Source organism: Rhizobacter sp. P2_H2, from assembly GCF_056403375.1.
Genome location: NZ_JBFUFP010000154.1, coordinates 1 through 8,252 on the forward strand (window position 1 = coordinate 1; position 8,252 = coordinate 8,252).

5 protein-coding genes are annotated in these 8,252 nt (G+C 68.3%); 4 read left to right on the forward strand and 1 reads right to left on the reverse strand.

Going from position 1 to position 8,252, the window contains the following annotated elements:
* From AC1D15_RS11290 to AC1D15_RS11305, 4 genes are all read left to right on the forward strand, one after another.
* A partial coding sequence (locus AC1D15_RS11290) for a hypothetical protein (protein WP_477826036.1) occupies positions 1 to 1,919 on the forward strand: 1,919 nt, incomplete at its 5' end.
* 180 nt (positions 1,920 to 2,099) lie between these two features.
* Entirely contained in the window at positions 2,100 to 4,265 is a 2,166-nt protein-coding gene (locus tag AC1D15_RS11295) for a DUF6055 domain-containing protein (protein WP_477826037.1), read from the forward strand.
* A gap of 73 nt (positions 4,266 to 4,338) precedes the next feature.
* Positions 4,339 to 5,535: an HPP family protein gene (locus AC1D15_RS11300; RefSeq protein WP_477826038.1), complete on the forward strand. Its 1,197-nt coding sequence runs from the start codon at positions 4,339 to 4,341 to the stop codon at positions 5,533 to 5,535.
* Positions 5,536 to 5,650: 115 nt separating this feature from the next.
* On the forward strand, positions 5,651 to 7,126 hold the full coding sequence (locus AC1D15_RS11305; RefSeq protein ID WP_477826039.1) for an endo alpha-1,4 polygalactosaminidase: 1,476 nt from the start codon (positions 5,651 to 5,653) through the stop codon (positions 7,124 to 7,126).
* Between the two features lie 77 nt (positions 7,127 to 7,203).
* On the opposite strand, the gene AC1D15_RS11310 is transcribed toward AC1D15_RS11305, so the two are convergent.
* The coding region (locus tag AC1D15_RS11310; protein ID WP_477826040.1) for an NAD(P)/FAD-dependent oxidoreductase at positions 7,204 to 8,252 on the reverse strand (1,049 nt) is incomplete at its 5' end.

An 8,252-nucleotide genomic window follows, 5' to 3' on the forward strand; every position in this document is an offset into this window, starting at 1 on the left:
ACCAGGGCCTGGGCGCGCCGAACACCAACCGGCTGATCTCGAACCGCCAGGCCATCAACGCCTGGGAGCAGTTCACGCTGGAGACGCAGGCCAACGGCACGGTCGCGATCCGTTCCGCGACGACCGGGCTCTACGTCAGCGCCGACCTGAACCGCGGCGGCCTGCTGGTCGCCGACCGCCCTGCGGTGCAGGCCTGGGAGCAGTTCGTGCTGTCGGACACCACGACGACCCCGCCGCCCACCAACCCGCCGCCGACCGGCACGCCGCCGGACTTCGGACCGAACGTCCACATCTACAACCCGTCGACGCCGAACCTGCAGGGCCAGATCGACGGCATCTACAACGCGCAGCAACCGAACCACTTCGGCCCGCGCCGCGATGCGATCCTGCTGACCCCGGGCACCTACAACAACCTGCGCATTCCGGTGGGCTTCTACACGCAGGTGCTGGGCCTGGGCAGCCACCCGGACCAGGTGCACGTCAACGGTGACCTGCGCTCCAACGCCTTCCTCGGCGGCGACAACGCGACGCAGAACTTCTGGCGCGGTGCCGAGAACTTCTCGGTCACGCCGAGCCAGGGCATCGGCAACAACACGATGCAGTGGGCGGTGTCGCAGGCGATCCCGTTCCGCCGCATGCACGTGCGCGGCAACATCAAGCTGAACCAGAACAACGGCTGGTCGAGCGGCGGCTGGTTCTCTGACGTGCTGGTCGACGGCAACGTCAACTCGGCGTCGCAGCAGCAATGGATCTCGCGCAACAGCCAGTGGGGCAGCTGGAGCGGCTCGAACTGGAACATGGTGTTCGTCGGCGTGCCCAACGCGCCGGCCGGCAACTTCCCGACGGGCGGCCAGCGCTACACCAAGATCGCGCAGACGCCGGTGATCCGCGAGAAGCCGTACCTGTTCATCGATGCCAACGGCAGCTACGCGGTGCGCGTGCCAACGCTTGCCACCAACACCGCCGGCATCACCTGGAGCAACGGCGCCACCACGCCGGGCACCACGCTGCCGATCAGCAGCTTCTTCCTCGCGAAGCCGAGCGACAGCGCGGCCACCATCAATGCGCAGCTGGCGGCGGGCAAGCATATCCTGTTCACGCCCGGCACCTACGTGCTGACGCAGACGCTGCAGGTCAACAACCCGAACACGGTGATCCTGGGCATCGGCTTCGCGACGCTGCGCTCCGACAACGGGCAACCGCTGATCAAGACGGCCGACGTCGATGGCCTCACGATCTCGGGCCTGTTCCTCGATGCGGGCCGTGCCGAATCGGGCGTGCTGATGGAGGTCGGCCCGAGCGGCGCCAGTGCCAGCCACGCGGCCAACCCGATCGCGCTGCATGACCTGTTCTTCCGCATCGGCGGCGCAGCGGCCGGCCGTGTCGGCATCGCGTTGAGCATCAATGCCAACAACACGATCGTCGACCACACCTGGCTGTGGCGCGCCGACCATGGCGACGGCGTCAGCTGGACCGACAACCCGTCCGCCAACGGCCTGTGGGTGAACGGCAACGACGTGACCATCTACGGCCTGTTCGTCGAGCACTTCCAGCAGCACCAGGTGGTGTGGAACGGCAACGGCGGCCGCGTGTACTTCTACCAATCGGAGATCCCGTACGACCCGCCGAGCCAGTCGGCATGGAACAGCCCGACCGGCCGCGGCTGGGCCTCGTACAAGGTGTCGAACAACGTCACCAGCCACGAAGCCTGGGGCCTGGGCATCTACAGCGTGTTCACCAACGGCGGCATCCTGCTCGACCGTGCGATCGAGGTGCCCACCAACAACGGCGTGCGCTTCCACAGCATGATCTCGGTCTGCCTGGGCGGCAATGGCGGCATCGTGCACGTCATCAACAACACCGGGTCGCAGACCGGCTGCAATGCATCGTTCACGCCGACGGTGACCAGCTTCCCGTAACGCGACGTTCCTCCGCGAAACGAACCCCCGGCGCAAGCCGGGGGTTTTTGTTTTTTCGCCTTACGTTTGATGACAGACGGGCAGATCTCCAGAACGCCGCGGTCATCACTGGTCGGTCGTCCTCTTCCAGAATCGCGCCACTTTTCAGATGGCACGCATTCCAACGCAAGGGAGATGACGATGAAGAAGATGAATCGGATGAGGATCGCCGCCGCCGCTGCAGCGATCGTGGGCAGCACGGCTGCCGCACCGGCCTTCGCGGCCGACTGGCCGAGCGGCTACACGTTCTGCGCCAGCGAACGCGCGACGTGTGCCGTGGGATCGAAGGCGCGCCAGGTGTCGTACGGCGCGCAGGGCAAGTGGGTCGTCAAGCCGATGTCGGGCACGATCGCCTGCAGCAACGCGACCTTCGGCGACCCGGTCGTCGGCAAGCGCAAGGCCTGCGCGATCGGGCCGGTGGTGGCTGCGCCGGCTCCGGCGCCCGCACCGGCTCCTGCACCAGCGCCTGCACCCGCACCAGCGCCCACACCTGCTCCGGCTCCCGCGCCTGCGCCCGCACCGGCTCCTGCACCTGCGCCAGCCCCGGCCCCGGCCCCGGCGCCCTCCGCTGTCGACCAGGGCAGCACGCTGACCACCTGGGCCGCACCCGGCACCACGCCGAAGCCCACCGTCACGCCCGGCACCTGGCGCRCCGGCGGCCCGAACCCCGAGCAGTCCGGCTTCAGGCTCGTCAAGGAGTCGGCCCACTTCGCGTTCTATTCCGACGAGACGCTCTCCGATGCCGACCTGACCCTCGCGGCCAACACGCTCGAGAACACCGTCTGGGAGAACCTGTTCAACTCCAACCTGCTGATGCCCGAGCCGTTCTACAACAAGACGGACAAGATCAAGCCGGCCATCCACATCCACTCCGGCTGGGGCCTCACCGGCGGCGCCTGGGTCGACAACCAACGGGGGCTGCACCTGGGCATGTGGATCGCCCCGGGCGCGCTGAAGGACCACTGGGGCCTGACGCACGAGTTCACGCACGGCTGGCAATCCTGGGCCGGCAACAACGGCGGCCTGGAGTGCTACCAGTCGAACACCTGCGGCTGGCTCTTCGAGAGCCACGCGAACTTCACGCCGCACCAGCTGCCCGAATACCAGGGCAACGCGCACTGCTCCGAGATGCTGCCGAACGCGCCGCACCTGTACCTGGGCTCGACGCGCGACCGCTACTGCAACTGGCAGTTCATGGAGTTCCTGAAGGACAAGTACGGCCCCGGCGCGGTCACGCAGATCTGGACGACCAGCGGCGCCGATCCGCTGACCAACATCCAGAAGTCGCGCGGCTGGACGCTGCCGCAGCTCAACGACTTCATGGGCGACTGGGCGATGCACAACGTGGTGTGGGAYTACAAGGCCACGCCCGACACCTTCCGCAGCACCTACGGCAACATCACGCTGACCGACAAGGCCGAGCGCATGCACCGGCTGATGCCGCTGGAGGCGCTGGACAGCAGCTGGGCGACCAACCGCCGCTTCGCGTCGCCGTTCTACGGCGCGCCGCAGCGCTTCGGCTACAACGTCGTGCGGCTGTACCCGACCAACGGCGCCACCACGGTGACGGTGAAGTTCCGCGGCATCAACCAGACGGGTTCCGACGCCGACTTCCGCTGGGGCCTGGTGGCCACCAACACGCAGTTCACGTCGGCCCGCTACAGCGGGTTGCAGAAGGGGCTGGATGCCGACCTGACCTTCAAGGTGAACGCGGGCGAGCCGCTGTTCCTGGTGGTGACCGCGACGCCGTCGGTGTTCAAGACGGTGGTGTGGGACCAGGCGTACGAGACGATCTGGCGCTACCCGTACATGGTCGAGCTGGCGAACGCCTGGCCGCAGGGYTTCCAGAACGGCCAGCGTGATGCCTGCCCGWCSGGMACSSYGCGGTTCGCSAACGGYGGYGGCTGYGCMCCGACSAGCACGCCTTCGACGGTGTACGTCGGCCCGTACGCGACGATCCTGCCGGGCGGCAGCGCSASCGGCASSGCGCGCATCGARGACCAGGCCRTCATCRSSAASGGCWCSGTCACCGGCGGCACGGTCGGCGGGCTCAGCGTGATCGGCTCCGGCGGCAATGCCTTCACGGTGTCGGGCTCGGCCCAGGTGCGCACCACGTTCTACCCGCTGGGCTTCTTCGAGAGCGGGCAGGGYGCKTCGGGCACGYTGAACCTGCAKGGCGATGTCGAGTACCGCGGYRCSGGSCTSAACCTSAGCKCGGGCAACCGCTCSGGSTTCGTCGAYGCGACGTCSAMCGTSGGKTCGGCCACCGACATCAACACGAAGACGACGCTGACCTGGCGGCCCTGACCTGACGCGGTCGGCGCGGCGGGTTCGCCGACAATCCGGGACTCCGATCTGCACGGACCCCGCCGACTGCCTCATGCGTTCCCTGTTGCTGCATCCCTGGCTGCGTGCCTGGCTTCCTGCACGCGCCGCCGTGAGCGGGCGCGAGCGCTTGCGGTCGGTGCTGGGGGCGCTGCTGGGCATCGCGGCCACCGGGCTGCTCAGCGCCTTCGTGCTGCAGGGCACGCCCGGTGCCATCGCGCTGATCGCGCCGATGGGCGCCTCGGCGGTGCTGCTGTTTGCGGTGCCTGCCAGTCCCTTGGCGCAACCGTGGTCGATCCTCGGCGGCAACATCGTCTCGGCCCTGATCGGCGTGACCTGTGCACGCTTGATCGAGGAGCCGGCGCTGGCCTCGGCGCTCGCGATCTGCGTGGCCATCGGTGCGATGTTCGCGCTGCGCTGCCTGCATCCGCCGAGCGGTGCGGTGGCGCTGACGGCCGTGCTCGGCGGCCCGGCCGTGCACGCGGCTGGCTACGGCTTCGTGCTGGTGCCGGTCGCGCTCAATTCGCTGCTGCTGCTCGGCGTGGCGCTGCTCTTCAACAACGCGACGGGGCGCCGCTATCCCCATTCGCAGCAGGCCGACGCGCAGCACGCGCACCGCACGGCCGACGGCCCGCCCACCGAACGCCTCGGCTTCACGCCGGCCGACCTGCAGGCCGCGCTGAAGGACTACGACCAGGTGCTCGACATCGGCATCGACGACCTCGAATCGCTGTTCCACCAGACCGAGATGCAGGCCTTCAAGCGCCGCTTCGGCGAAGCCCGCTGCGCCGACGTGATGTCGAAGGACGTGCTCGCCGTCGAGTTCGCGACCGAGCTCGACGTGGCCTGGAACCTGATGCGCGCGCACGCGGTGCAGGCACTGCCGGTGGTCAACCGGGCGCGGCAGGTGATCGGGATCGTCACGCGATCGGATTTCCTGGCGCAGGTCGACCTGCAGGACCGCCGCGACATCGGCCGGCGGCTGCGCGCCTTCCTCGCGCGCAACACGAACTCGCACTCCGACCGCCATGAGGTGGTGGGACAGATCATGACCGCGCCGGTGAAGACCGCGTTCGCGTCGACGCCGGCGGTCGAGCTGGTGCCGCTGATGGCGGATGTCGGCCTGCACCACATCCCGGTCGTCGACGAGCGGCGCAAGCTGGTCGGCATGGTCACGCAGACCGACCTGGTCGGTGCGCTCTACGAGGTTTGCCTGTCGCACCTGTCCACGCCGCGCCCCGGCGCCGTGTGACCGTTGCTCACATCGCTTGCCCTTTCGCATCGGCTTGCGAAGCGTCCGTCGGGTCTACTGGTTTCCTGCTGTGGAAGGTGCGTTCCCGACGCACCGATCAACAAGGAACCTGACGATGAACAAGATGATGCTCGGCCTGGCTTGCTCCAGCGCCGTCCTGCTGGCCGCCTGCGGCGGCAACGATGCCGATACGGCCAACGATGACCTGGCCGATGCCCAGGGCCAGCGCACGATCGAGGCGGCCGCGGCCACCGGGTCGAAGAAGCTGACGACCACGCTGAGCACGCTGGTGGCCGACAAGCTCGGTGCCTGCACCGAGACGGTGACCTCCAGCTGGGACATCCGGCTGGCCGCCTGCAATGCCGGCACGGCGCAGGCCTTCCAGTTCATGCCGGTGTCGTCGGACAGCGCGAGCAACCTGGTGCTGATCAAGAACCCGTCGTCCGGCCTGTGCGTGACGGCCCGCGGCAGCAAGTCGGGCGCGTTCGTCGACCTCGACAACTGCAACGGCCGCAAGGCGCAGCAGTTCCGCCTGGCCGCGCTGGGCACCAGCCTCGCGCAAGTCGCCACCTACGACGGCAAGCTGTGCCTGACCGCGCCGACGCGCGTGGGCGTCACCGAGTTCTCGCTGACGACCTGCGCGACGACCAACGCGCAGCAGGCGTTCCGCTTGCCGCTGGACAGCACGCCGGCACCGGCACCCGCACCGGCGCCCACCCCCGCTCCGGCTCCCGCGCCTGCGCCCGCTCCGACGCCTGCACCTGCACCTGCACCTGTACCGGCCCCAGCGCCTGCCCCGGCCCCAGCGCCTGCTCCGGCACCCGCACCCGCACCCGCACCTGCACCTGCACCGACCCCCGGCACCTGGTGGAAGCCCGCCGCCGGAGCCACGTGGCAATGGCAGCTCACCGGCACGCTGAACACCTCGTACAACGCGACCGTCTACGACATCGACCTGGTCGACGCCAGCGCGGTGACGATCTCGCAGCTGAAGGCCGCGGGCCGCAAGGTGGTCTGCTACTTCTCGGCCGGCAGCTCCGAGGACTGGCGCCCCGACTATTCGAAGTTCGCCACCGCCGACAAGGGCAAGGCGCTCGACGGCTGGGCCGGCGAGAAGTGGCTGGACATCCGCTCGGCCAACGTGCGCGCGGTGATGGCCGCGCGCCTCGACCTGGCGCAGTCCAAGGGGTGCGATGGCGTCGAGCCCGACAACGTCGACGGCTACACCAACTCGAGTGGCTTCCCGCTGACCGCACAGGACCAGCTCGACTACAACCGCTACCTGGCCACCGCGGCCCACCTGCGCGGCCTGGCCATCGGGCTGAAGAACGACGTGGACCAGCTCGCGGCGCTCGAACCGTCGTTCGACTTCGCGGTCAACGAGCAGTGCAACGAGTATTCGGAGTGCGGCGGCTACTCGGCCTTCACCGGCAAGGGCAAGCCGGTGTTCAACGCCGAGTACAAGAGCAACTACGTGAACAACACCAGCGGTGCGCGCGACAAGCTGTGCGCCGCGTCGAAGGCAGCCGGCATCCGCACGCTGGTGCTGCCGCTCGACCTCGACGGGTCGTTCCGCTACAGCTGCGACTGAAGAAGCGATTCGGCCTCGCTCCCTGGCGGGGGCGAGGCCGAATGATCAGACCGGGATCAACCCGACGGTCGGAGAAATCAGTCGAAGGTCGGCGTCTCGACGCCCAGCACCTTGTGCAGCTTCGGGCTGGTGGTCGTGTACTGCAGGTGGATGCGCTTGTCGGGGAAGACGTACGGCGCCGCCGCGAAGGCCGCGAGCGCCGCTTCGTGGAAGCCCGACAGGATCAGCTTCTTCTTGCCCGGGTAGGTGTTGACGTCGCCCACCGCGAAGATGCCCGGCGTGCTGGTCTCGAACTTCTCGGTGTCGACGACGATCTGCTTGCGCTCGAGGTTCAGGCCCCATTCGGCGATCGGGCCGAGCTTGGGGCTCAGGCCGAAGAACACCAGCAGCACGTCGAGGGGCACCACGCGCGTGACGCCGTCGCCGCCGGTCACCTTGACGCTGGTCAGCTGGCCGTCGCGTTCCTCGTAGCCGGTCACCTGGCCGACGATGAACTGCATCTCGTAGGCATCGCACAGCTCCTTCATCTTGGCCACGCTCGCCGGCGCCGCCTTGAAGCCGTCGCGGCGGTGCAGCAGGATCACGCTCTCGGCCTTGTTCGGGCCGTCCTGCACGAAGTTCAGCGTCCAGTCGAGCGCCGAATCGCCGCCGCCGACGATCACCAGGTTCTTGCCGGCGAACTGCGCCGGGTTCTTCACGCGGTAGAACAGCTGCGTGTCGTCGAACTTGTCGAGCCCGTCGACCTTCAGCAGGCGCGGCTGGAACGAGCCCACGCCGCCGGCGATGAAGATCGTCTTCGTCAGGAAGCGCGTGCCCTTGGTCGTCTCGACGTAGAAGCGGCCGTCTTCCTGTTTCTGCACCACGGTCACTTCCTGGCCGAGGTGGAAGGTGGCGCCGAACGGCTCGATCTGCTTCAGCAGGTTGTCGGTCAGCTCCTTGCCGGTGCACACCGGCACGGCCGGGATGTCGTAGATCGGCTTGTCGGGGTACAGCTCGATGCACTGGCCGCCCGGGTAGGCGAGCGAGTCGATGATGTGGGCCTTGATCTCGAGCAGGCCGAGTTCGAAGACCTGGAACAGGCCGACGGGGCCGGCGCCCACGATGACGGCATCGGTCTCGATGGGGC

Coding starts and splice junctions, on each gene's coding strand:
- AC1D15_RS11300 (WP_477826038.1), top strand. CDS start 4,339: ATGCGTTCCCTGTTGCTGCATCCCTGGCTGCGTGCCTGGCTTCCTGCA.
- AC1D15_RS11305 (WP_477826039.1), top strand. CDS start 5,651: ATGAACAAGATGATGCTCGGCCTGGCTTGCTCCAGCGCCGTCCTGCTG.